The sequence below is a fragment of the Nocardioides sp. 616 genome, assembly GCF_002930065.1.
GTDB classification, from domain to species: domain Bacteria; phylum Actinomycetota; class Actinomycetes; order Propionibacteriales; family Nocardioidaceae; genus Nocardioides; species Nocardioides houyundeii.
Genome location: NZ_POAG01000019.1, coordinates 338,318 through 361,262 on the forward strand (window position 1 = coordinate 338,318; position 22,945 = coordinate 361,262).

Here is a 22,945-nt window from a genome sequence, read left to right on the forward strand (position 1 = left end):
CGCTAGCCTGCGTGCGTGACCGCACCTGCTCCGACGTCCAGGCCCACCGTCGTCATCGCCGAGGACGAGGCGCTGATCCGGATGGATCTCGCCGAGATGCTCGCCGAGGAGGGTTACGACGTGGTCGGCCAGGCCGGCGACGGGGAGCGGGCGGTCGAGCTCGCGGAGGAGCTGCGCCCGGACCTGGTCATCCTCGACGTCAGGATGCCGGTGCTGGACGGCATCGCAGCCGCTGAGCGCATCGCGGCCCAGCGCATCTGCGCGGTCGTCATCCTCACCGCCTTCAGCCAGCGTGAGCTCGTGGAACGAGCCCGTGACGCCGGCGCGATGGCCTACCTGGTCAAGCCGTTCGGCAGGTCCGACCTGGTGCCGGCCGTCGAGATGGCGATGAGCCGGTTCGGCGAGCTCCGCGGCCTGGAGGCGGAGGTCGGCGACCTCAACGAGCGGCTGGCCACGCGCAAGTCCATGGACCGGGCCAAGGGCGTGCTGCAGGCGGAGCTGGGGATCAGCGAGCCGGAGGCGTTCCGGTGGATCCAGAAGACGGCGATGGACCTGCGGCTCTCGATGCGGCAGGTGGCCGACGGTGTGCTGACGCACGGCCCGGGCATCGCGCAGAGCGAGTAGTCGCCGCAGGGCACTGGCACCAGTGCCGGGCCCGGCGGCAAAGGTCACTGTTTCGCATCACCTCGCCACGGCGGCGAGCAGGTCCTCCCCATATGAGGCAACACACACCTACACTTCCGTGTGCGTCCGTCCGGGCGTGTCGATGGGAGGGATCGAGTGAAGCTGCGCCAGCAACCACGCGAGTGGCGAGGGGGACGCGGGTCACCAGTGGGCGCCTCGGTGCTTCTCGTGGTGATCCTCGGAGCCCTCTCCTTCCTGCTGGCCGCGCCGGCGCAGGCGGTGGACACGCTGTGCATGCCGAGCGAGACCACCGGATGCATCGCGGGCACCCTGCGCACCGAGGAGGGGCCCATCGCCGACGTGGACCTGACCCTCACCGGCCCCACGGGGGTCGAGGAGACGGTGACCACCAGCGAGTCGGGCAAGTGGAACCTCTCGATCTCCGAAGAGGGCCAGTACGCGGTCGCGATCGTCGCCGACACCCTGCCCGACGACCTGGACACCAAGGGTGAGGCCACCGTCCAGGCCAAGCTGGGCTCGACCGCCGCCGCGGTCATCGAGGTGCGCACCAGCAGCTACAGCTCCGAGCGCAGCTTCGGGGAGTACTTCGCCCAGAGCGCCGCCAACGGCATCCGGCTCGGCCTGCTGCTGGCGCTGGCCTCGGTGGGCCTGTCCCTGATCTACGGCACCACCCGCCTGGCGAGCTTCTCCCACGCCGAGCAGGTCACCCTGGGCGGCATGCTCGCCTACGGCCTGGTCAACGTGGCGGGGATGAACCTGTGGCTCGGCGGAGCCCTCACGGTGGCGCTGTGCGCCCTCACCGGCTACCTCCAGGACCGCGTGCTCTGGCAGCCGCTCCGGCGGCGGGGGCTCGGCCTCACCCAGCTGATGATCGTGACCATCGGGCTCTCCCTGGCCATGCAGTACTGCTTCCAGTACTTCGTCGGAGCTCGGACCGTCCGGATCGTCCAGGACAACCCCGGGGTGGCCACCTTGGGGCCGATCACCATGACCTACCAGTCCTTCGTCGCGATGGGCATCGCGGTGCTGGTGCTCGGGGGCGTGGGGTTCGCCCTGCTGCGCACCCGGGTCGGCCGCGCCACCCGCGCGGTGGCGGACAACCCGGCACTCGCTGCCGCCTCGGGCATCGACGTCGACAAGGTGATCCGCCTGGTGTGGACCGTGGCAGCCGGCCTGGCCGGCCTGTCCGGGATCATGTACGCGCTGGTGACCAACGGGATCAAGTGGGACTCGGGCATGCAGATCCTGCTGCTCCTGTTCGCCGCCACCACGCTCGGCGGTCTCGGGACCGCGTTCGGTGCGCTGATCGGCTCGCTGATCATCGGGCTGGTCGTGGAGCTGGCCCCGGTGTTCGGCATGCCGGGGGACTTCAAGTACGCCACCGCGATGCTCATCCTCATCCTGCTCTTGCTCGTGCGGCCCCAGGGTCTGCTCGGCAAGGCGGAGCGAGTCGGCTAGGAAGGGGAACGAGATGACCATCGACGCAGGCTCAGAGTCCGTGGAGGCTCAGTCCATCCAGGAAGCACGGCCGCAGGCCGGTCCCGCCCGGCGCGCCCTCTACATCGCCGTAGGGCTGGTGGCCGGCATGGCGCTGCTGATCCTCATCGGCGAGCTGGTGCCCGGCACCGCAGGCAGCATCGCCCGCGGCATGGCGCGGGAGGCGATCTCGCCGCAGACGGCCGCGGTCGCCATCGCCGTCATCGGGCTCAACGTGCACTTCGGCTTCACCGGCCTGCTCAACATCGGCCAGGCCGGCTTCATGCTCATCGGTGCCTACGGCTTCACCATCTCGCTGAAGGCCGACGTGCCGATCGTGCTCGCCGTGCTCATCGGCCTGGGCGCCTCCGTGGTCTTCTCCCTGATCCTGGGCCTGCCCACACTGCGGCTGCGCGGGGACTACCTGGCCATCGTGACGATCTCGGCCGCCGAGATCATCCGGTACGTCGGCCGCTCGTCGCTGTTGACGGACTTCACCGGCGCCGCACAGGGCATCCAGGGCAAGTCGTACCGTGACCCGTTCACCGACCTCTCCTTCTTCGGCTCGGGGGAGAAGAGCTTCTTCTTCCTCGACTACCAGATGACCGGAGTCAACGGCTGGTGGGTGCGCTTCGTCGCCTGGTCGCTGGTGGCGCTGTGCGTGGGCCTGATCTTCCTGCTCGCCCGCAGCCCCTGGGGTCGGCTGCTGCGTGGGATCCGGGAGGACGAGGCCGCGATCCTCAGCCTGGGCAAGAACGCCTTCTCGGTGAAGATGCAGGCCCTGGTCATCGGCGGCGCGCTGGGCGCGCTCGGCGGCATGGTCTACGTCCTGCCGTCCTCGGTGCAGCCCGACTCGATGGGCCGGGCGCTGACCTTCTTCGCCTGGACCGCCCTGCTGCTCGGCGGAGCCGCCACCATCTTCGGACCGGTCCTGGGATCGATCCTCTTCTTCATGACGCGCATCTTCATCAAGGGCACGGCGGGGGCTGTCATGCCGCCCGAGGTGATGAGCAGCCAGCAGACCGAGCAGTTCTCCTGGATCGTCGTCGGCGTCGCCCTGATGCTGCTGGTGATCTTCCGACCACAAGGGATTCTCGGCGACAAGAGGGAGCTGCGGTTCAATGTCTGAGGCACAGGTGCGCCCCCGGGACTTCGACTCCGCTGACCCGGCGTCGCGACGAGAGCTGATGGCCGGCGTCGAGGCGGTTCCGGGCTCGGCCAAGCCGGACGCCATCTTGAAGGTCGACAACATCGTGCGCGCCTTCGGCGGCATGACCGCGGTGGACGTCGGACACCTCGAGGTCCAGCGCGGCGTGATCACGGCGCTGATCGGGCCCAACGGGGCGGGCAAGACGACGTTCTTCAACCTGATCACCGGCTTCGACAAGCCCACGTCGGCCGGCAGCGGCGCCCACTGGGAGTTCGAGGGCAAGTCGCTCGACAAGACCTCGGCCTCCACGGTGGCGCGCTCGGGCATGGTCCGCACCTTCCAGCTGACCAAGGCGCTGAACCGGATGACCGTCCTGGACAACATGATGCTGGGTGCACGAGACCAGGCCGGGGAGAACCTCTTCAAGTCCCTGCTCAAGCCGCTGTGGAGCGGCCAGGAGCGGGAGATCGAGGCCAAGGCCAAGGACCTGCTGCAGCGCTTCAAGCTGCTGGACAAGAAGGACGACTTCGCCGGCAGCCTGTCCGGCGGGCAGCGCAAGCTGCTGGAGATGGCTCGGGCGCTGATGAGCGACCCGACGATGATCATGCTGGACGAGCCGATGGCCGGGGTGAACCCGGCCCTGACCCAGTCGCTGCTGGCCCACATCCAGAGCCTGCGGGACGAGGGCATGACCGTGTTGTTCGTCGAGCACGACATGCACATGGTCCGCCACATCTCCGACTGGGTGATCGTGATGGCTGAGGGCAAGATCGTCGCCGAGGGCGCGGCCGACGTGGTGATGAGCAACCCGGCCGTCATCGACGCCTACCTGGGTGCCCACCACGACACCGACCTGGGAGACGACTCGCTCCTCACCGACGAGACCATGACCGAGCTGGCGCAGGCAGTGAAGGACGAGGACAAGGCCCATGACTGAGATCGCTCCCAGTGCCGTGCCCGTCGTGGAGGCCGAGAACGTCGTGGCCGGTTACCTGCCAGGCGTCAACATCCTCAACGGCTGCAGCCTGACCGCCTACCCCGGCGAGATGATCGGCATCATCGGCCCCAACGGTGCCGGCAAGTCGACCCTGCTCAAGGCGATGTTCGGGCTGGTCAACGTGCACGAGGGTGCGGTGCGGCTGCACGGCGAGGACATCACCAACAAGCGGACCAACCGCCTGGTGGAGATGGGCGTGGGCTTCGTGCCCCAGACCAACAACGTGTTCCCGAGCCTCTCCATCGAGGAGAACCTGCGGATGGGTCTCTTCCTGCGCCCCAAGAAGGTGGGGCAGCGCCTGCAGGCCATGTGGGACCTCTTCCCGGTGCTGCACGAACGGCGCAACCAGAGCGCCGGTGCGCTGTCCGGCGGCGAGCGCCAGTCCCTCGCCATGGCCAGGGCCCTGATGATGGAGCCCGCGGTGCTGCTGCTCGACGAGCCCTCCGCCGGGCTCTCGCCGGTGCGCCAGGATGAGACCTTCCTGCGCACCCGGATGATCAACAAGACCGGGGTCTGCGTGGTGATGGTGGAGCAGAACGCGCGCCGCTGCCTGCAGATCTGCGACCGCGGCTACGTGCTGGACCAGGGTCGGGACGCCTACACCGGCACCGGTCGGGAGCTGGCCAACGACCCGAAGGTGATCGAGCTCTACCTCGGCACGCTGGCCGCGGACGTGAAGTCCGAGAGCGCCTGAGGCGGGACCTGACGAGAAGAAGCCCCCCGGACCGTGAGGTCCGGGGGGCTTCTTCAGTTGACTCGAGCCAGGATCAGCTCTTGCCCTCGACCGAGCCGGTCAGCTCGTTCTTGTTGTCGGCGTTGAAGGTGTAGATGCCGACGAACGCGGAGGAGGGGTCGTTCTGGGCGTTGATCGGGCCGATGCCGGACGGGCCGGTGTACCGGATCTCCTTGTCCGCCTCGAGCAGCTCCACGCACTCGGTGAACGTGGCGCACTCCTCGGCACCCTTCTCGGCGCCGGAGACCGCTGCCAGGTTCTTCTGGATGGTCACCGAGGTGGTGTCGCCACCCCTGACGGCCGCCAGGGCCGCCAGCATGACCGCGTCGTAGGACTCGGGGCCGTAGGCGAAGTCCTTCAGGGTCTCGCCCTCGGCGGAGTCGTACCAGCCGATGAGGTTGTCCTTGAAGCCCGGGACCGCGTCGGGGTCGGCACCCGGGATGGTGCCCTGGGCACCCTCGAGCGTGCCGGCCTCGAAGTCAGCGCCGTAGTCGGCGGTGTTGCCGTCGCTGAAGTAGGTCTTCTGCATGTCCCAACCCTGCGAGGCGAGCTCGGGCACGATGGCCTTGGTCTCGTCGAACGCCAGGATGACGATGGCGTCGGGCGAGCTGTTCAGGGCCGCGGTGACCTCGGCCGAGAACGTGGTCTGGCCGGCGGGGAACTCGTCGCCGTCGCCCTTCCCGCCGTACACGACCTCGCCGCCCGCGCTCTCGATGGCTGCCTGGGTGGCGTTGCGCAGACCGGTGCCGTAGGTGTCGTTGAACACCAGGAAGGCGATCTTCTTGTAGCCGTCGGTGGCGATCAGGGTGCCGAGCGCGTTGCCCTGGATGCCGTCCGGCGGCGCGGTGCGGAAGAAGTAGTCGGAGTAGCCGCTCAGGTCCACCGCGGTGTTGGCGGGGGAGATCTGCACGATCTTGTTGTCGGTGAGGGTGTCGACGAAGTTCAGCGAGACGCTGGACGACGCGGCGCCGATCACCACGGACGGCTTGGCCGCCACCATGTTGCCGGCTGCGGCGGTCGAGACCGACATGTCGGTGGAGTCGCCGGAGTCCTCGATCATGTGGCACGCCTCGACGCCGTTGACGCCGCCGGCCGCGTTGATCTCGGAGACCGCGAGACCGACCCCGGAGATCTCGGGCGGGCCGAGGTAGGCCAGGTTGCCGGTGAGCGGCAGGATGCCACCGACCTTGAAGGTGTCCTTGGAGGTCGTGTCGGTGCCGCACTCGTCGTTGGTGAACGCGGCAGCGTCAGTGCTTTCCGAGGCCGAGGCGGAGTCCGTGGGGTCCTCGTTCGCCTCCGTGTCGGATTCGCTGCCGCAGGCGGTGAGCGCGAGCGACAGCGTGGCAGCGCCAGCCATCACCTTGAGCCAGGAGGCTGATGTGGATCGATTCACGTGGTGAACCTTTCGTAGTGGGGTTTCGTCACCTCGCGCCCCGCCCCCGAGGGTTGGGCCTCAGCCCTGTCAAGGTAGGGGGGTCAGGACGTGGCGTGATCCCCGCGAGACGTGTCGTTAGCGAACCGTTATGTCGTGTCCGGTTGCCGGACAGCCCCGGGGAGCCCCGTACAGACTCCCTCTGCCCAAGCAGCCACCGAAGGCGTAGTCTGGCCGGCGGTGCAGATCGGGGGCGAAAAGGCACCACATCTCGTCGTGCTCGGAGGTCTGGACATGGGTCGTGCCGCTGTCACCCTGAGGGCTGCCCTGCCACAGGACCTGGAGGCTCTGCTCGAGCTGTGGGCCGACGTCCTACGGCGGGCGACGCCTGCGGAGCAGGCGGCTGATCTGCTCTCGGTGATCCAGTCCGCGGCGGCCTCTGACAACCAGCGACTCCTGGTGGCCGAGTACGACGGCGAGGTCGCCGGCGCCGTGCACCTGAGCCTGACCAGCATTTCGCCGCTCAACCTGGAGCCGGTGGTCCACGCGCTCTCCCCGCACGTGCTCCCCGACTATCGCCGCCGTGGGGTCGGGGCCGCCCTGATGGAGGCTGCGGTCGCGTTCGCCGAAGAGCGCGGGGTGGCCTACGTGGCCACCGCCGCGACATCGTCCTCGCGGGACTCCAACCGGTTCTTCGCCCGGCTCGCCATGGGGCCGCTCGCCGTGCTGCGGGTCGCTCCGACGCACACGGTGCGTCAGCGCCTCAACATGCTCCGTCCCGCGCGCAGCCGGGTCGCCCAGTCCAGCAACCGCCACATCGACAAGGTGCTGGCAGCCCGCAGGGTCAGACGGGGCGACCGCGTCTCCTCCTGAGGGGGTCAGGCGCCGCGGTCAGCCGGGATCAGCGCACAGGTGATCCGGGAGGTGCACAGTCGCCGACCCTGCTCGTCGCTGATCACGATCTCGTAGGCGGCCGAGGTGCGTCCGAGGTGGATCGCGGTGGCCACACCGGTCACCGTCCCGCTGCGCGCGGAGCGGTGGTGGGTGGCGTTGATGTCCACGCCGACCGGGATCCGGTCGGGGTGCGCGTGCACCGCGGCGCCCATCGAGCCGAGCGACTCTGCCAGGACCACCGAGGCGCCTCCGTGCAGCAGACCGTAGGGCTGGGTGTTGCCCTCGACGGGCATCGTGGCGACCACTCGCTGGGCCGAGACCTCAAGGAGCTGGACCCCCATCTTGGTGTTGAGCGCGCCCATCTGGGCGCGCATCATCTCCAGCAGCTTGGTGTTCGCGGGGTCGTCCTGGGCGGGGGTCGGTGCGGCTGCCGTGGCTGCCGGATCGTGGTCCTGGGTCATGGGCGCATTGTGGCTGACGGCCTGTCGGCGCGCCCGGATAGGGTCGAGTCGTGACTGCGACGCCCTCCCGCCCTCGTCTCCTCCTGCTCGACGGCCACTCCCTGGCCTATCGGGCGTTCTTCGCGCTCCCGGTGGACAACTTCTCCACCAGCACCGGTCAGCACACCAACGCGGTGTACGGGTTCACCTCGATGCTGATCAACGTCATGCGCGACGAGGAGCCGACCCACGTCGGGGTCGCCTTCGACCGCTCACGGCAGACGTTCCGCCTCGAGGAGTACCCGGAGTACAAGGCCAAGCGCAACAAGACCCCGGACGAGTTCAAGAGCCAGCTGCCGCTGATCCAAGAGGTCCTCGACGCCCTCCACATCCCCCACGTGGAGCTCGACGGCTTCGAGGCCGACGACATCATCGCCACCCTCACCACCCAGGCCGTCGCCCAGGGGATGGAGGTGCTGATCCTCACCGGTGACCGGGACTCGCTCCAGCTGGTGGGGGAGACCTCCACGGTGCTCTACCCCATGCGCGGGGTCTCCGAGCTGGCGCGGATGACGCCCGAGGCGGTGGAGGCCAAGTACGGCGTGCCCCCGCACCGCTACCCCGAGATCGCGGCCCTCGTCGGGGAGGACTCCGACAACCTGCCGGGCGTGCCCGGTGTGGGCCCCAAGACCGCGGCCAAGTGGATCAACGAGTACGACGGCCTGGACAACGTGATCGCCAGGGCCGACCAGATCAAGGGCAAGGCCGGGGACAACCTGCGCGCCCATCTCGGCGACGTCATCCGCAACCGGCACCTCAACGCCCTGGTCTGTGACCTCGCCCTGGACCTCTCCCCGGATGACATGCTGCGCCAGCCCTGGGACCGCCAGGAGGTGCACACGCTCTTCGACGGACTCGAGTTCCGGGTCCTGCGTGACCGGCTCTTCGAGTCGCTGACCTCAGAGGAGGACGTGGAGGGGGAGGGGTTCGAGGTGGCCGGCACCGTGCTCGCGCCCGGCGCCCTGCCTCAGTGGCTGCAGCAGCGCGCCAGCGCCGTGGTCGGGCTGCACGTGCGCGGGTCCTGGGGGGCCGGGACGGGACGGGTCGAGGGGCTGGCGTTCTCCGACGCGCAGGGGGACGCGGCGTACGTCGACGTCGAGCAGCTCAGCCCCGAGGACGACGCGGCCCTGGCGACCTGGCTGGCCGACGCCGACCGGCCCAAGGTGATGCACGACGCCAAGGGACCGATCCTGGCGCTGGCCGCCCACGGATGGACACTGGACGGTCTCCGCAGCGACACCGCCTTGGCGGCGTACCTGGTCCGGCCCGACCAGCGCTCCTACGACCTGGCGGACCTCACCCTGCGATACCTGCGCCGGGAGCTGAAGGAGGAGGTGGATGACGGCCAGGCGCTGCTGTTCGACCAGGACGAGGCCGTCGCGGACCTGGCGATGCTGCGGGCCCGAGCCATCGTCGACCTGGCCGCCGCGCTCGAGGATGCGGTGGAGGAGCACGGCGGGACCCGGCTGCTCGCCGACGTCGAGCTGCCGCTGGTGCACATCCTCGCGGGGATGGAGCAGACCGGCATCGGGGTGGACCTGGAGCACCTCGAGGCGCTGGAGAGCGAGTTCGCCGGCGAGGTGAAGAAGGCCGCCGAGGAGGCCTTCGGGGTGATCGGCAAGGAGATGAACCTGGGCTCGCCCAAGCAGCTCCAGGTCGTTCTCTTCGACGAGCTGGGGATGCCCAAGACCAAGCGCACCAAGACCGGCTACACCACCGACGCCGACGCCCTGCAGCAGCTCTTCGTCAAGACCGAGCACCCCTTCCTGCTGGCCCTGCTGCGTCACCGGGACGTGAGCCGGTTGCGCCAGACCGTGGAGGGGCTGCTCAAGACCGTCTCCCCGGACGGTCGCATCCACACCACGTTCAACCAGATCATCGCCGCCACGGGGCGCTTGTCCAGCACCGACCCCAACCTGCAGAACATCCCGGTGCGGACCGAGGAGGGCCGCAGGATCCGCGAGGGGTTCGTCGTCGGACCCGGCTACGAGACGCTGCTGACGGCCGACTACAGCCAGATCGAGATGCGGATCATGGCCCACCTCTCCGCCGACGAGCTGCTGACCGAGGCGTTCCGCTCAGGTCAGGACTTCCACGCCACCACCGCCTCCCGGGTCTTCGAGGTCGCCCCGGAGGACGTGACGCCCGAGATGCGCGCGAAGATCAAGGCGATGAACTACGGCCTCGCCTACGGCCTGTCGGCGTACGGACTGGCCCAGCAGCTGAAGATCGAGCCGTCCGAGGCGCGGCTGCTGATGGACGATTACTTCGAGACCTTCGGAGGAGTCCGGGACTACCTCGGGGGAATCGTCGACGAGGCGCGCAAGTCCGGCTTCACCGAGACCATCATGGGGCGTCGGCGCTACCTGCCCGACCTGACCAGCGACAACCGCCAGCGGCGCGAGATGGCAGAGCGGATGGCGCTGAACGCTCCGATCCAGGGCTCTGCCGCTGACCTGGTCAAGGTCGCGATGCACCGGGTCCACCATGCGATGTCGGAGCAGGGCCTGCGCTCCCGGATGCTGCTCCAGGTCCACGACGAGCTGGTGTTCGAGGTCGCGCCGGGCGAGACGGAGTCGCTGTCGACCCTGGTCAGGTCGGAGATGGGCCGCGCCGCCGACCTCAGCGTCCCGCTCGACGTCTCGCTGGGCACCGGGCGCAGCTGGCACGAGGCTGCCCACTAGGGCCCGAGCGTGACTCAGACCGGGTGCTGGGAGACGTCCTGGGGTTCGGTCAGGGCGTCGTCGGAGACCAGCAGGAAGCTGATGGCCAGCAGGGCCGCCAGCAGGGCGAGGTCCACCAGGACCACCCAGACGAGCAGCGACGTGATCGACCCGACCATCAGGCCCCCGAGCACCACGGCGGCCAGCGCGGCCCAGACCAAGTAGACCGACCGCTGTCCCTGCCGGGCGATGACCGAGTAGACCACCAGCTGGAGCATGGACATCGCGGTCCCCAGGATTGCGAACAGCCAGAGCCTCCCCTGGATCTCCGCGAAGTCCTCCCCGCCGACGAAGACCATCGCCAGAGGGGACAGCAGGGCGACCGTGCCGGTGCCGACGAGCCCCAAGGCCGAGACCAGGGCGAGGCTTCGTCCCAGGGCGCGCCGGCGCTCGTGGGCCGAGGCCATGGCAGGGAAGGCGACCACCACGACGAACTGGGGCAGGAACAGCATCGCCTTGGCCAGGATCAGACCACCTGCGTAGAGACCCGCGTCGTGCTCGCTGAGCACGTTGCGCGCCACCACGATGTCCACGTTGGAGAGAGCGAAGAAGGCGAGGAGAGCCTGGGAGTTGTGGAAGATCTCCTTGGCGATCTGCCGCCCCTGCGGCAGCTCCGTGGAGACTTCCGGCTCACGGACCGGGCGCAGCGCCCACCACCCCACGACCACCGGAGCGACGGATCCCAGGATCACGGCCAGGAAGGCCACGAGCTCGCTGGGCTCCCAGAGCAGCATCGCGGTCCCGACCAGCAGCCGCGGCACCCCGGCGGAGATGTAGAGGACGCCCAGCGGCAGCCACTTCCGTTCGCCCTGCAGGGTGCCGGCCTGCCCGCCCATCATGGTCAGTGGCACCGCGGCCGGTCCGATGAGCGCGGCCATCATCAGGTTGTCGAGCTTGAGGACGGCGTTGACGACCGGGGAGAGGACCAGCAGCACCGCGCCCAGGATGAGGGAGGCGCGCAGGGTGAACCGGAGGATGTCAGCCTGGATCTGCCCGACGTGCGCCGGGTCTGCGGAGATGCGTCGGGCGGCCGTGGTCTGGAGCCCCAGGGACACGACGCTGACCACCAGGAGCACCGCCATGGTGGCGATGAAGCGACCGTAGGCCTGCGGGCCGAGCATCTTGGCCGCGATCATGGTGTAGCCGTAGGTGGCCACGTTCATGACACCCATGGCGACAGCGATCCCTGCGCCGGTGCGCATCAGGTTCCCGAGCTTGTCCCTCATCTGCATCACGGCGGGAGCCTACGGGGTACGCGGCGCGCGCGGCAGGGTGGTTCACATTCGGTTCAGAAGGGGTCCGCGGAGTCGGTGTGCCCGAAGAGCCCGGCCGCCGCACGGCGCAGCCTGAGTCTCAGCAGCACCTTGACCACGACGTTGCGGCACCACCAGGGCAGGGGCGTGAGGAGCGACATCCGGTCACGCAGCGACACCGGACCTGTTTCGAAGTCGGCCAGGGACCCGGTGCGCCCGCGGTAGCGCAGGGAGGCTCCTCGCCCCCACCCGTGTCGCAGCACGCCAAGGGTGACTCCGATGGAGGAGAACGAGTCGTGGACCAGCAGGTGCCCGCCGACGGGAAGGTGTCGCGACCAGCCCAGGTCGTGCAGGACGGACCAGTAGTCGTGCTTGCCGTCCACGTACACCAGCGCCAGCGGCTCGTGCCAGGAGCCGAGCACCTGTGCCGAGGTGGCGACACGGACCTCGACTTTTCCAGTGACCCCGGCACGCTCGAGGTTGTCGCGGAACTGCTGCTCGGTGTCGGACTGCCCGTACTTCCAGCCGGCCCCGTACGGATCGACGGCCACGAGGCGCGAACCCTCAGGCAGCGCCGCGGCCAGGACGACCGCCGACCGGCCCTGGTGGCTCCCGATCTCCAGCACCACCGAGCCCGGCCGCAGGCACGCGGTTCTGTCCCACAGGGCCCGGGCCTGGGCGCGGGTGAGCCACCCGGGGATGCCGTCGGCGATCTCCCACACCTCCGCGAAGGTGTACGTCGGTCGGTGCATGGGGCTCCTCGGGTGCGGCGGCGGGAGTCACCCTAGGCTGGGCCGGTCCTGCGGCGCAGGGGAGGAGGCCAGCAGATGAGAAGACCGTCCGCGCGCGCTGTGGTGCTCGACGCGTGGCCCCTCCTTCTCAGTGTCGTGCTGTGCTGGCCACTGCTGTCGGGACGCGGGTTGCCGTTGGCGCGCGACCTCGTCTTCGTGCCGCGCCAGCCGTTCACCGACGCCTCGATCGGTCTGGGCGACGCGGCTCCTCGCGCCGTGCCCCTGGATGCGGTCGTCTCGGTGCTCAGCCAGGCGGTCGGCGGCGAGGTGCTCGCCCGGGTCCTGGTGCCGGGGCTCCTCGCGCTCGCGGGCTGGGGTGCGCACCGGTTGCTGGCCCAGCACGGGATGGCGGCTCGCCTGGCTGCCGGGGGCTTCGCGGTGTGGAACCCGTGGACGGTGGAGCGGCTGTCGTTGGGGCAGTGGGCCCTGATCGGCGGCTACGCTGCTCTTCCGTTCGTGCTGGCCGCCACCGTGCGGCTGCGCCGGGAGTGGGGCCTCGCCAACTTCTCCCGCCTGGTGCTGGTGGCCGCCCTGGGGTCGCTCACGCCGACCGGCGGCCTCCTGGCAGTCCTCGTGGTCGCCGCGACGACCCTCGGGCGGAGTGCGCGAGGATGGCTGGCGACCGGCGTCGTGCTGGTGCTCCAGCTCCCCTGGGTGGTGGCGGGCGCGGTAGGCGCCGCAGGGCTGACCTCGGACCCCGATGGTGTGACCGCGTTCGCCGCGCGTGGCGACGGGGTCGGTCACGGTGTCGGGGCGCTCCTGGGCCTGGGCGGCATCTGGGACGGGAGAAGCGTGCCCGCCTCCCGGGAGGCGGTCTGGTCGTGGCTCGCGCTCGCGGTCACCATCCTCGCGTGCACCTTCGGCTGGGCGGCGCTGCGTAGGGTCTGCCCGTCCCGGACGCTGACGGGTGCGGCGGTCGCGGCGGGGGTGGGGCTGGGGCTGGCGAGCCTGTCCTCGCTCCCGGGTGGGGCGGCGCTGGTCCAGCTGATGGTGGAGTCGGTGCCGGGTGCTGGACTGCTCAGGGACTCCCAGAAGTTCCTGGCCCCCTTCGTGCTCTTCGTCGTGGTCTCCGGCGGAGCCGCGGTGGGCCGTCTCTCGGCCGCGGTTGCGGACCGCGACGGCCTGGCCGGCACGGTGCTGGTGGGGGGCCTGTTCCTGCCGGTGGTGCTCTTGCCGGACGCGACCACGGTGACGTGGCCGACCGTGACGCCGGTGGCCGTCCCGCCGGGGTTCGCGCGGGCGGCGGACATCGTGGCGGCCCAGGATCGGGAACCGGGCTGCCGGATGGTCAGCCTCCCGTGGCGGTCCTACCGCCTCTACCCCTGGGGATCGGGAGACACCTCGTCGGACCTGGCAGTGCGGATGTTCGACTGCTCGGTCATCGCCGAGGACTCCCTGCAGGTCGGGGACACCGTCGTCTCCGGCGAGAACGCGGCGGCCGCGGAGACGGCTCGAGCTCTGGCCGAGGGCCGGCCCGCCGACGTCCTCGCCGCGCGGGGAGTCGGCTGGGTGCTGGTCCAGCAAGACGATCCGGAGTCTGCCGGACTAGACCTATCGGGGCTCGAGGAGGAGTATGAGGACGACTCCGTCGCGCTCTACCGGGTGCCGGGAGCGACGGCGCGTCCACCATCCGTACCAGTAAGTAGGCAAGAGATGGTGTGGTTCGCTACGCTCATCACGTTCCTGACGGCGCTACTGGCATCAGTTGGTCTCGTCTTCGCGACATTCCGGACGCGGAACAGGTAAGACTGATACGGTCCGGATACCTAGGGAGGGAAATCAACGTGACGTTCTTCAGCTGGCTGGGCCCTGTGATCGCAGGCGCGCTGCTCGGTATCTTGTCCATCATCGGCCTGGTGTGGTCCCAGACGCAGCCCCCGGCTGAGAACCCGGCCGAGGAGCCGGTTCTCAACTACGGCGACCGCCGCTGATCATGATCTTCTCCACCTGATCGGCGGTTGCGCCCCAGGTGAAGCAACGCGCTCGCTCGGCAGCCTGTCTGCCGAGTCGGGCGCGTTCTGCATGTCCCACCAAAAGACGGCGCGAAGCCCTGGTCATGCCGTCCAGGTCAGCCACGAGCAGACCGGTGGACCCGTCCTGCACCGACTCGTTGACGCCGCCGGCGCTCAGGTAGGCGATCGTCGGCGTCTGCTGGGCTGCCGCCTCCATGATGGAGAGCCCCCACCCCTCCTTGACCGAGGGCAGCAGGTGCACCCAGGCCTCGGCCAGGAGCCGATCCCTCTCGGACTCGCTGACGTGCCCGTGGAAGGTGACCCGGTCGCGGACGCCGAGGCGCTCGGCCTCGGTCTCCAGACGATCACGCCACCAGCCGTCCCCGACGACGTCGAGACGGAGGTCAGGAAGCTCCCGTGACAACGTGGCCAGCACGACGAAGGCGTGCTCGATCTGCTTGTGCGGCACCAGCCGCGCGCACACGGCGAGCGTGGGCGTGGGCGCCTCCTGAGCCTTGCTCCGGGTGACGTCCAGCCCGTTGCGAGCCACCGTCACGGACTGCTCGGGCAGGCCGAGGGCGATGAGGTCGTGCCGGCTGGCCTCGGACACGGTCACGAAGGGCAGCCGCCGGTACAGGCGAGGGACGATGCGGCTCTCCACGAACCAGCCCAGGCTCCCGGTCCAGCCGGGGTAGATGATCTGCCACTGCTCGCGGTGCAGGTGGTGCACCAGAGCGGTGACCCCGCGACGTCGTACCAGAGGGGCGGCGAACGGCAGACCGTTGATCACGTCCACGACACCGTCGTACCTCCGGCCGGGGCCCAGCAGCCAGAGCAGGGCACGGGGATACACCCCCAGGCGCCCTCCGGCACGACGGATCAGCACGCCACCCAGCCATTCCCGGGTGGGTGCTGCGCCGTGCTGCGCGCAGCGGATCGTCACCTGGTGCCCCCGGGCAGCCAGCTCCTGCGCGACGCGCTCCACGAACACCTCCGACCCTCCGCCGTCGGGGTGGGTGGAGTCGCGCCAGGAGAGGAAGACGAAGCGCATCAGTCGGCGATGTCGATGCCGGCGGTCTTGGCCAGCTTGGAGCAGAGCGGGAGAGGGAGACCCGGCTCGATAGCGAAGGTCACCCCGGCGGTACGGGCCTCCCAGGTGTTCTGCGCCTGGGTCACGATGTCCACCGCGTGGGTGATCGCCTCCCGATCCCACTGCGCGGCCCTGATGTACCCCACCCAGCCGCCGGGGGTCGAGGTCACCTCGGCGTACTCCCACTCCGGGATGTCCCGGATGCCGATCCGGACCTTGTACGGCGGCAGCACGTCGAACCACTGGCCGGCGTACTCACCGGTCTCGTTCTCGATCAGCACGCGGGCGCGGCCCTTGGTGTCGGTGATGAGCCAGACCCGGTGCGGTGGGGTGATGAGGGTCTCGTAGAGCAGCAGACGGCCGCGGCGGGCCCGCTCGATGGGCTTGATCGTGGCTACCACGGTGTCGTTGCGGCGCTCCACCAGGGTCCAGGGAACGTACCGGTCGCCGGTGTTGAAGTAGACGGCCTCGCAGTCGCCGACGATGGCAATGTCGTCGGTCTTGCCCGAGCCGAACGCCGGGCGGGAGGGGTACTGGTGAATCAGCTTGCTCTGGGCCGACGGGGTCAGCGCGTTCTGGCGATCGAGGTAGTGCGCGAGGGTCTCGCCGCCCGCAGTGTTGGCCGCCGCGGTGTGCCCGATGAGCATGTTGGCGACGATGGAGAAGGTCGTGGCGATGGCGGCCACCCCGATGAAGGGCACCATCAGCAGCGAGCGGTGCTTGATCAGCCACGCGTTGATCAAGCAGGTGGCGATGATCCCGCCCATCATCACCCCGGGAATGAAGTCACAGGTGTACCTGGTCGCGATGTACCCGTAGGCCATCACACCCCCCGAGACCATGACACCGGCGACCAGCGGGATCCGTAGCATCTTGTGCTCGCGCGGGATCCGGCGACGGAAGAGCATCAGGCTCGAGGCGACGGTGAGCAGGAGCAGCCAGGGCATGAAGGCGCTGACGCTGCCCGTGCGGTAGCTCTGGTCGAGGAAGGCTCCGTCGATGCCCTCCGCGGGCGTGGCAGGCACCGTGATGAAGGGGAAGTAGTCGACGAATCGGACACCGTCGAGACGGAAGTAGGCCACGAAGGAGGTCCAGAAGAACTGCAGTCCGGTGATGGTCCCGCCGTTCACCTCCAGGGCCCGGCGCCGGTGCTCGTTCAGCTGGGACCACACCTGGTCCTCGAGGGGGAACATGTAGGGGTGCCGGAACTTGGCGTAGTTGATGATGGCGCCCACCAGCACGGGTCCGGCACCCGCCGCCACCGCGGCCCAGGCGAACCGGCGGCGCTCCGGGTGTTCGCGGTCGAGGACCAGCCAGGCGCCGACCGCCATCGCGCCCAGGCACATCGCCCAGCCGCCGGTGGTCCGGGTGCACACGGCGCCCAGGCAGAAGGCACCCATCCAGGCGATGTTGGGGAACTGCGGGTCCCGCACCGAGCGCAGCATCCAGTACATGGCGCCCACGCTCATCGGGATCGCCCAGGCGTAGACCTCGTGGTAGACCCACGGCAACGACGCGTTGTAGGTCAGCGTGGTGCCGGCGAGCAGGCACGCCAGGAGGATGGTCAGGGAGAAGGCCTCGAACCGGCCCACGGGCAGGTCGGGCTCCATCACCATGTCGCGGACCAGCCACACCAGCTTGGCGAGCATCACCGCGAGCAGGATGTAGGCCAGGCCCATGAACAGGAGGGTCAGCTCACCGTCGAACTCGTTGGTGGTCAGCATCACCGGCACCCGGATCAGGGCGGGCCACGGCTGGAAGTACATGTACTCCTGGCCCCGCTGCCTGAACCCCTCGATCCCCAGGCTGTCCATCGGGACGTTGAGGTCCCCGTCGATGAAGGCTCGAGCCTGGAGATCGAAGAAGTTCGAGGCATAACCCAGCGCGTTCGCGGTCCGGGTGGGGTCAAGACTGAAGTTGAGCAGGGTCAGCAGATACGCGACGCTTCCGGTCGCGATTCCGATTGCGGACGCGAGGGAACGCCTGCGGTCTCGGCGAAGCAGACTCAAGCGCGCTCCAGGCGATAGAGGAACTGGTACCCGAAGAGCGTGGGCCATGCCTTCGTGGCCGCTCGATCGACCACGGCGGCGCGTTCGGCGACCTGGATCAGCCTAGTGTTGTCCGAGCCTCGACCCAGTACGTCGATCGGCGATCCGACAGCCCGCATCTCGTTGACCTTCATGTCGCACGCCTCGATCAGGCGGCCGAAGCTGCGGCGGGTGAAGAACCGGACGTGGCCCTGGTCCAGGGGACCGCGTTGGTCGTAGTCGAAGCGGCCCACCGCGGTGCGACCGCGGGGGTACCAGTGACCGAAGTTGGGGATGGAGATCAGGACCTCGCCACCCTCGGACAGGCGGTCCCGCAGATCGGAGAGGAGCGACTCGGGGTCGATCACGTGCTCGAGCACGTCGCCGGCGACGATCAGGTCGTAGCCGTCGCCCGTCTCCGGCGGCAGGCCGGCGTTGAGGTCGGCCTGGATGAAGGCGTCGACCCGCTCGGAGACCCCTTCGTGCTGAACGAGGTCCACGCCGGTGACGTGATGCCCGTGGGCGCGCACCAGAGCGGCGAACTTGCCGTCGGAGCAGCCCACGTCCAGCACGCGACCGGGCTTGGCGCGCCCCAGCCAGTCCAGCAGCACCCCGTGCGAGGAGTGCGGGGACGGCTTGAGGTCGTAGGCGTCGGTGTCCAGGCCGTGCGAACCGTCGCCGAGGCCCATTTTGTTCAACCGGAAGGAGATCACGTCGCGCGTGACGTCACGGGCGTACTTCATGCCGTTGACGTAGCAGATCTCGTCGCCGTAGTACGTGGGGATCGGGACCTCGCTGATGCGCATCCCCTTGTCGTGCAGCCCGAGGATGATCTCGGTGTCGAAGTCGAAGTCGTCGGAGTACGAGGACAGGTCCAGCTCGGCGAGGGCGCCGACGCGGTAGGCGCGGTAGCCGCTGTGCCACTCGCTGAGCTCGAGGCCGGCCAGCTTGTTCTCGAACTTCGTCAGCACCTTGTTGCCCAGGTACTTGTAGAGGGGCATCCCTCCCGACAGCGCGGACCCGCGTTCCAGCATCCGGGAGCCGAAGACCGCGTCGGCCTCGCCGTCGAGCAGCGGCTGCACCAGGTCCTCGATGTGCTCGGGGGCGTACTGGCCGTCCCCGTGCAGCAGCACCACGATGTCGAGACCGTGCTCGATGGCCCACTGGTAGCCGGCCTTCTGGTTGCCGCCGTACCCGAGGTTCTTCTCGTGGCGCACCACGGTGAGCGGCAGGTGCGAGCCGTTCTTGAACCGCAGCCCGATCTCGTAGGTGTTGTCCGAGCTGGCGTCGTCGCAGACCATGATGTGGTCGACGGTGCGCGCAAAGGTCTGGGGAAGTCGGGACAGAGTCTGGACGAGCGTGCCGGCGGCGTTGTAGGCGACCACCAGGACCCCCACCCGCGGCTCGGTGCGTGCCTCGGTGGAACCGTCTGCGGGCTGTGGTGCAAGAGCTGAGTTCTGCATCGTTTTCTCCCTTGGTCCTGCGCCGGCCCAGCCCCGAAGAGGCTGCCTCCTAGCACGACGAGTAAACAGAGGTTACTAGGTAGTTACCTTCGGCGGCAGGGCGTGGCATCATCTTTGCGCATGGGAGACAACGAGCTGATCGACTTTAACCGGCTGACCGAGAATCTCGCAGAGAAATCGGTCGCCTACCGCGCGGCGGAGCCCTTCCCACACATCGTCCTGGACGACGTGCTGCGGCCTGAGGCCTTCGCGAAGGCGGCAGGGGAGTTCCCCGGAATTCACGACGAGTTCTGGAAGGGCTACCTGCACGTCAACGAGACCAAGTACTCCAACACCGAGCCTGACACCTGGGGGTCCACCCTGCGGGAGGTGGCCGAGCAGTTCTGCTCCGACGAGTTCATCGCCTACCTCACCGAGCTGACCGGCATCGAGGGGCTCATCCCCGACTGGTCGATGGACGGCGGGGGACTCCACCAGACGCTGCGTGGGGGACACCTCAACCTGCACGCCGACTTCACCACCCATCACGTCCACGAGAACTGGGCACGTCGGGTGAACATCCTGCTCTACCTCAACGAGGAGTGGGAGGACGAGTGGGGCGGCAAGCTGGAGCTGTGGGACAAGAACATGACCGCATGCCAGGGCAAGGTCACCCCTGCCGGCAACCGCATGCTCGTCTTCACCACGTCCTTCGACAGCTTCCACGGTCACCCGGACGGGCTCACCTGCCCCGAGGACGTGGCGCGCCGGTCCATGGCGCTCTACTACTTCACCGTGGAGGACGCCCCCGAGCGCCGCTCTACGAACTATCAGGCACGCCCTGAGGAGAGCGCGATCAAGAAGGCTGCCATCTGGGCCGATCGCAACGCCCTGGACGCCTACGACCGCCTGAAGCGTCGACTCAACATCTCCGACGAGAAGGTGAACACCCTGCTCACCAAGCTCCACCGGGTGCGCCGCAAGAAGTAGTCACCACCACAGCCGCACAGGCGCGTCCCGGGGAGGGGGCGCGCCTGTGTTGCATTTGCCCTGACTCAGGCGCGGTGCGAGGCTCCACGCTGCCCCTGGACCGGTGCTTCCTCGGTGTGGTCGTGCTCCGCGTCCGCACGGGCGTCGTCGCCGGTGTCCTGGCCGGGGCCGCTGCTCTCGCCGTCCTTGCTCAGGTTGACGCCCGGGTCGCTGCCGACCTTGTCGCCGGTTGTGCTGGTCCCGTCCTGGCGGGCGTCCTTGCGCACCCGGGAGATCAGCCACGAGACGAGACCGAGACGCTCCATGTCCCGCCAGGAGTCGGCGGCCAGGAACTTCTGCACCCGGCGCTCGACGAGCAGGTCACTGATCCAGGCGAGGCCGAGCGCGAGGGTGAGTCCAGTGACCGTGCGCTCGAAGGTGGTCCAGTCCTGGCTGTGCCGCGAGACCAACCAGAAGATCGGGTAGTGCCAGATGAAGATGGTCAGCGAGTGCTCACCCAGGTAGGCGAGCGGGCGGAAGGACAGGAACGTCGTCAGCCAGGCCGGGGGCTCGGCGAGCGACGTGGCCACCATGAAGAGGGCGAGCGCGATGCTCACCCCGACGCCGGGAGCCAGGAAGAAGTCCTCGTCATCCACGCTGAGGTGGGCCAGGGGTACCAGCGAGAGCAAAGCCGCGGCGCCCATCCAGCTGCTCCAGCGCAGGCGCGCCAGGTAGGGCATCGCGGCAGCGGCGAAGGCGCCCATCAGGGGTGCGTCCATCCGCACGGTGGTGCGGAGCAGCGCCTGGTAGATGCCCTCGGTCTGGTACACGTGGTAGCGCCAGGCGAAGCAGAACAGCAGCACGCCACCGAGCGCCACCACCAGCCAGGCCCGGTGACGCTGCAGCAGCCAGACCAGGAGCACCACGAACACGAAGACCTGGAAGTCGACCGACAGGTACCACAGGTGCCCCAGGTCCGAGCGTGCGTCCAAGGCGTGCTGCTGGAGGAACTGGTTCCAGGTGAAGGTCATGATGCGAAACAACGACTGACGCGTCTGGCTGTCGGTGAACTCATCGATGTCGTCCGAGGAGGTGATCACCGTCAAGGCAGCCAGGGCGAACACCAAGGAGCCGGCGAACCGGACGTAGCGGCGGATGATCAGGACCGCCGGACGGACGCCGGCCTCTGTCCCGGCGCGGTTCAGCATGCTGCGCGTGGCGAGGAAGAAGCCCACCACGAAGAAGATCGACACTGCCGAGTTCCCCGCCCGGAACAGGCTGTTGGTCACCGGGTTGGCGTGCAGGTCCTCCGTCGGCCACAGCATCCAGCCGTGGTGGAAAATGATGAGGACGATCGCGATCCCGCGGAGTCCGTCGTAGATCGCGGTACGGCGGCGGACCGTGCTCAGGGCTTCCGACATGCCGGAACGATAGCGCCCTGACGCGCCCCTGACACCCCTCGAAAAGGTTCTGGTCAATGGCACCTACTTGGTAGTAGGTGCTGCTAGTGTTCCGCAGATCACACGATTGATGGAGGGTGCGAAATGCGCAAGGGCGCAGCTATTGTCTTGTCGGTACTCGGTGCGTTCTTGGTCCTCGTCGCCATTATGGCGCAGTTCTACGCTCCGGACAGGCTGATGAAGACGCCGCTTGACGTGAAGACCGTCACGCGGCTCGACGGAACGGCCGAGCTCGCGGATGGTGAGGGCGGCACCAACTCCTTCCCGGTCCGAGCCACCAGCATCACCTACGCCGACAGCGAGCTGTCGGATGACAAGGTCGTCTCCTTCGCAAGCTCACAGTGTCTGTTCAAGGACGAGGGCGAGGTCGACCAGTGCGTGTCGGCCCAGGACTCGGAGGACCGGCTGATCAGCGCCGAGACCGACAACTTCGCCACTGACCGCAAGACGGGGGAGTCGGTCAACGACCCCAAGTACGTCCCGCCCGGAAGCGTTGCCCACGCCGGTGTCGTGAACAAGTGGCCCTTCGAGGCCGAGCAGATCGACTACCCCTACTGGGACGGGATGGTCGGTGACGCGGTCACCGCGACCTTCGACCGCACCGAGATGGTGGAGGACATGGAGGTCAACGTGTACACGATCGAGGTGAGCGACGTGCCGGCCGAGGTCACCGCCGACACCCCCGGCACGTACAGCTCCTCCAAGGAGGTCTGGATCGAGCCCCTGACCGGCCAGATCGTCAACCAGGTCGACCACCAGGAGCGCTACACCGCCGACGGCGACCCGTTCCTCATCCTCGACCTGGGGTTCACCGACGAGCAGGTGCAGGACAACTACGAGGAGATCAGCGACACCGTCGCGTCCCTGACGCTCATCAAGGACACCGTCCCCCTGGTCGGTCTCGTGGTGGGACTGCCGCTGCTGCTCCTGGGTCTCTTCCTCGGCTACCGCAACAGCCGCGCCAAGGAAAATGCCTGAGAGCACGACGATCGATCGCGCCCCCGCTCCGCGGGAGGCGCGAGTGAGCCCTCGACACCTCCCTGCCCGAGCAATCGGGTGGGTGAGGCGTCGGGGGCTTCGTCGTGGCGCGGTGCCTCCCACCCTGGTGGTGCTGGCCGCCCTGGCCCAGGCCGGCTACCTGGCGTTCCTCAACTCCGACATCTACTTCGTGTGGGGGGACGACTACGACTTCCTGCTGCTGCGCGGGACGATCAACGATGAGAACGTAGGACTCCTGGCGCCGCACGACGACCACTGGTCCACCGTGGTGGTGCTGATCTACAAGGTCCTCTTCTACTTCTTCGGCATGCGCGAGTACTACCCCTACGGTCTGGTCACCATCGGGTTCCACGTGCTCCTCGGGCTCCTGGTCTACCCCCTGATGCGTCGGCTGGGAGTGGGGCAGTGGACCGCCGCCGCCGCGGCCGTGATCGTGCTCTTCCTCGGCGCCGGCGCCGGCGCCGTGCTCTGG

The 22,945-nt window shown here is 68.6% G+C and carries 20 protein-coding genes; 12 read left to right on the plus strand and 8 right to left on the minus strand.

What is annotated here, in order from left to right; all coding sequences use genetic code 11:
* The first annotated feature begins 15 nt into the window (after positions 1 to 15).
* From C5H89_RS12855 to C5H89_RS12875, 5 genes are all read left to right on the plus strand, one after another.
* Positions 16 to 624 (plus strand): response regulator, encoded by a 609-nt coding sequence (locus tag C5H89_RS12855; RefSeq protein WP_275887119.1) that lies wholly within the window; start codon positions 16 to 18, stop codon positions 622 to 624.
* Positions 625 to 780: 156 nt separating this feature from the next.
* Complete coding sequence (locus C5H89_RS12860) at positions 781 to 2,103, plus strand: branched-chain amino acid ABC transporter permease (protein ID WP_205305005.1); 1,323 nt, start codon at positions 781 to 783, stop codon at positions 2,101 to 2,103.
* Between the two features lie 13 nt (positions 2,104 to 2,116).
* Positions 2,117 to 3,250 carry a branched-chain amino acid ABC transporter permease gene (locus C5H89_RS12865; RefSeq protein WP_205305006.1) on the plus strand — a complete coding sequence of 378 codons (1,134 nt, stop codon included), beginning with the start codon at positions 2,117 to 2,119 and terminating at the stop codon, positions 3,248 to 3,250.
* Positions 3,243 to 4,208 (plus strand): ABC transporter ATP-binding protein, encoded by a 966-nt coding sequence (locus C5H89_RS12870; RefSeq protein ID WP_104107386.1) that lies wholly within the window; start codon positions 3,243 to 3,245, stop codon positions 4,206 to 4,208. The genes C5H89_RS12865 and C5H89_RS12870 overlap by 8 nt, the downstream gene beginning before the upstream one ends.
* Complete coding sequence (locus C5H89_RS12875; RefSeq protein ID WP_104107387.1) at positions 4,201 to 4,962, plus strand: ABC transporter ATP-binding protein; 762 nt, start codon at positions 4,201 to 4,203, stop codon at positions 4,960 to 4,962. Before C5H89_RS12870 ends, C5H89_RS12875 begins: the two co-directional genes overlap by 8 nt.
* Before the next feature lie 73 nt (positions 4,963 to 5,035).
* Here the strand turns inward: C5H89_RS12875 and C5H89_RS12880 are convergent, their stop codons facing one another.
* Complete coding sequence (locus C5H89_RS12880) at positions 5,036 to 6,394, minus strand: ABC transporter substrate-binding protein (RefSeq protein WP_205305007.1); 1,359 nt, start codon at positions 6,392 to 6,394, stop codon at positions 5,036 to 5,038.
* A gap of 273 nt (positions 6,395 to 6,667) precedes the next feature.
* Here C5H89_RS12880 and C5H89_RS12885 point away from each other — a divergent pair, with 273 nt between their 5' ends.
* Entirely contained in the window at positions 6,668 to 7,246 is a 579-nt protein-coding gene (locus C5H89_RS12885; protein WP_104107389.1) for a GNAT family N-acetyltransferase, read from the plus strand.
* A gap of 5 nt (positions 7,247 to 7,251) precedes the next feature.
* On the opposite strand, the gene C5H89_RS12890 is transcribed toward C5H89_RS12885, so the two are convergent.
* Complete coding sequence (locus C5H89_RS12890; RefSeq protein ID WP_104107390.1) at positions 7,252 to 7,728, minus strand: hotdog fold thioesterase; 477 nt, start codon at positions 7,726 to 7,728, stop codon at positions 7,252 to 7,254.
* A gap of 50 nt (positions 7,729 to 7,778) precedes the next feature.
* Here C5H89_RS12890 and polA point away from each other — a divergent pair, with 50 nt between their 5' ends.
* Positions 7,779 to 10,451 (plus strand): DNA polymerase I, encoded by a 2,673-nt coding sequence (gene polA, locus C5H89_RS12895; RefSeq protein ID WP_104107391.1) that lies wholly within the window; start codon positions 7,779 to 7,781, stop codon positions 10,449 to 10,451.
* 14 nt (positions 10,452 to 10,465) lie between these two features.
* Here the strand turns inward: polA and C5H89_RS12900 are convergent, their stop codons facing one another.
* Complete coding sequence (locus C5H89_RS12900) at positions 10,466 to 11,722, minus strand: polysaccharide biosynthesis protein (RefSeq protein WP_240181860.1); 1,257 nt, start codon at positions 11,720 to 11,722, stop codon at positions 10,466 to 10,468.
* Between the two features lie 56 nt (positions 11,723 to 11,778).
* Positions 11,779 to 12,495, minus strand: coding sequence for a class I SAM-dependent methyltransferase (locus C5H89_RS12905; protein WP_205305009.1), 717 nt, complete (start codon positions 12,493 to 12,495; stop codon positions 11,779 to 11,781).
* Between the two features lie 75 nt (positions 12,496 to 12,570).
* On the opposite strand from C5H89_RS12905, the gene C5H89_RS12910 reads away from it, so the two are divergent.
* Both C5H89_RS12910 and C5H89_RS18955 read left to right on the plus strand, forming a co-directional pair.
* The gene (locus C5H89_RS12910; protein WP_162799358.1) at positions 12,571 to 14,280 is read left to right on the plus strand and encodes a hypothetical protein; all 1,710 of its coding nucleotides are present in this window, start codon (positions 12,571 to 12,573) and stop codon (positions 14,278 to 14,280) included.
* Between the two features lie 38 nt (positions 14,281 to 14,318).
* Positions 14,319 to 14,465 (plus strand): hypothetical protein, encoded by a 147-nt coding sequence (locus tag C5H89_RS18955; RefSeq protein WP_162799359.1) that lies wholly within the window; start codon positions 14,319 to 14,321, stop codon positions 14,463 to 14,465.
* Here C5H89_RS18955 and C5H89_RS12915 read toward each other — a convergent pair.
* From C5H89_RS12915 to C5H89_RS12925, 3 genes are read right to left on the minus strand one after another with little or no spacing between them, the layout of a single operon-like run.
* Complete coding sequence (locus C5H89_RS12915) at positions 14,443 to 15,537, minus strand: glycosyltransferase family 4 protein (RefSeq protein ID WP_104107393.1); 1,095 nt, start codon at positions 15,535 to 15,537, stop codon at positions 14,443 to 14,445. The two genes, C5H89_RS18955 and C5H89_RS12915, sit on opposite strands and share 23 nt — an antisense overlap.
* Positions 15,537 to 17,585, minus strand: coding sequence for a hypothetical protein (locus C5H89_RS12920; RefSeq protein ID WP_104107394.1), 2,049 nt, complete (start codon positions 17,583 to 17,585; stop codon positions 15,537 to 15,539). Before C5H89_RS12920 ends, C5H89_RS12915 begins: the two co-directional genes overlap by 1 nt.
* Complete coding sequence (locus tag C5H89_RS12925; protein WP_205305010.1) at positions 17,582 to 19,066, minus strand: bifunctional glycosyltransferase/class I SAM-dependent methyltransferase; 1,485 nt, start codon at positions 19,064 to 19,066, stop codon at positions 17,582 to 17,584. The genes C5H89_RS12920 and C5H89_RS12925 overlap by 4 nt, the downstream gene beginning before the upstream one ends.
* A gap of 120 nt (positions 19,067 to 19,186) precedes the next feature.
* Here C5H89_RS12925 and C5H89_RS12930 point away from each other — a divergent pair, with 120 nt between their 5' ends.
* The gene (locus C5H89_RS12930; RefSeq protein ID WP_104107396.1) at positions 19,187 to 20,035 is read left to right on the plus strand and encodes a 2OG-Fe(II) oxygenase; all 849 of its coding nucleotides are present in this window, start codon (positions 19,187 to 19,189) and stop codon (positions 20,033 to 20,035) included.
* 65 nt (positions 20,036 to 20,100) lie between these two features.
* On the opposite strand, the gene C5H89_RS12935 is transcribed toward C5H89_RS12930, so the two are convergent.
* Entirely contained in the window at positions 20,101 to 21,435 is a 1,335-nt protein-coding gene (locus C5H89_RS12935; RefSeq protein ID WP_104107397.1) for an acyltransferase, read from the minus strand.
* Positions 21,436 to 21,558: 123 nt separating this feature from the next.
* On the opposite strand from C5H89_RS12935, the gene C5H89_RS12940 reads away from it, so the two are divergent.
* Positions 21,559 to 22,452 (plus strand): DUF3068 domain-containing protein, encoded by an 894-nt coding sequence (locus C5H89_RS12940; RefSeq protein WP_104107398.1) that lies wholly within the window; start codon positions 21,559 to 21,561, stop codon positions 22,450 to 22,452.
* Between the two features lie 112 nt (positions 22,453 to 22,564).
* A partial coding sequence (locus C5H89_RS12945; RefSeq protein WP_162799361.1) for a hypothetical protein occupies positions 22,565 to 22,945 on the plus strand: 381 nt, incomplete at its 3' end.